Origin of the sequence: Kaistella sp. (assembly GCF_032060305.1) — a bacterium.
Lineage (GTDB): Bacteria > Bacteroidota > Bacteroidia > Flavobacteriales > Weeksellaceae > Kaistella > Kaistella yananensis.
Genome location: NZ_DAMBHK010000014.1, coordinates 36,773 through 38,299, shown reverse-complemented (window position 1 = coordinate 38,299; position 1,527 = coordinate 36,773). Strand labels below are relative to the sequence as shown.

Here is a 1,527-nt window from a genome sequence, read left to right as displayed (position 1 = left end):
CTTTCGGATTACCTTTTTGTGTTGGCAAGATATATGTCGAAAATCAATAATGAATCCGAAGAATACTGGAATCCCAATGACCGATAAAGCCCTGCTTTTTATTAACGGGATACCGCCCGAAGATCTTCCCGATATCGCTGGTTATTCGCTTATTGCCAGTTCCGACGGGGCTTTTCACTATTTAAAAGAGAAGAATTTTCCGCTGGAAAAGCTCGACTTTATTTCCGGTGATTTCGATTCGCATACCGGAAGTGATGAGGTGCTTTACGATGAAAAATTTATTTTCACGCCCGATCAGGATAAAACAGATTTCCAGAAATCTTTAGAAATCATCCGGGAGAAAGGCATCTCAACAGTTGATGTTTATGGTGCAAGCGGCGGCGAAATGGATCATTTTCTCGGAAACTTAACCGTAGCTTTCCTCTTTAAAAATGAATTGAAAATCACTTTTTTTGATGAGTTTTCAACCTATTTTTTCGCACCTAAAACTTTGGTTTTAGAAAATGTGAAAGGAAAAACAGTTTCGCTTTATCCTTTTCCGGTTACAGAGAATATTACTACTGAAGGTTTAAACTGGCCGCTGACAAACGAAAATCTGGACCTTTCAAAGAGAATCGGTACCAGAAATTTCGCTGCAGAAGAAACGGTGATTATACATTACGAAGAAGGTGATCTGGTCGTATTTGTCGCGCACTAATCTTAAATCCCTGCTTATTTTTGTTTTGTGATTTTCATTTTTCTATGATGAGCATCGAACTCCAAAAACTCCTTAATTTTTCGCTGAAAACCAACTTTTTTTACCAACTTTGCAGTTTTAACACTTAATTACGATTACCCAATAATGAAAATTAAATATTCAGAACTTATCGATCAGACTTTGTACTTTCCAACCGAAGAATTCAACGTTTCGGAAAATACGCTCCAGTTTCATGATATTCCTTTGATGGAGGTCGTCGAAAAGTTTGGTACGCCTTTGAAGTTTAATTATCTGCCAAAAATTTCCACCAATATTCAGCGTGCGAAAGCCTGGTTTAAAGAAGCTATTGAAAAGAACGATTATAAAAAAGGCTATACTTATTGCTATTGTACAAAATCGAGCCAGTTTGCTTTTGTAGTAGAAGAGGCGTTGAAAAACGATATTTCTCTGGAAACCTCCTCAGCTTATGATATGGATATCATCAGGTCGCTTTACGAAAAAGGCAAGTACGGCAAAGACGTTGAGGTGATTTGTAACGGATTTAAAACCGACGATTATCTGGCGAAAATCTCAGATTTAATTAACAGCGGTTTTCAAAACATTATCCCGATTCTTGATAATTACCGCGAACTTGATAAACTGACGGAAAGTATCGATTCCACTTTCAATATCGGCATCCGAATCGCTTCAGAGGAAGAGCCGAAATTTGAATTTTATACTTCCAGATTAGGAATTGGTTACAAAGACATCATCCCGTATTACAGCCAGAAAATTGCGGAACATCCCAATGCAAGGTTGAAAATGCTTCACTTTTTCATCAACACCGGAAT

General features: G+C 37.6%; 1 protein-coding gene and 1 pseudogene. Both read left to right on the top strand.

The window, feature by feature from the left end:
* Positions 1-49: 49 nt before the first annotated feature.
* The gene (locus V5N63_RS03440; RefSeq protein ID WP_332032843.1) at positions 50-697 is read left to right on the top strand and encodes a thiamine diphosphokinase; all 648 of its coding nucleotides are present in this window, start codon (positions 50-52) and stop codon (positions 695-697) included.
* A 144-nt stretch (positions 698-841) separates the two neighbouring features.
* Positions 842-1,527: pseudogene (locus V5N63_RS03435) on the top strand (arginine decarboxylase); the annotation flags it as partial.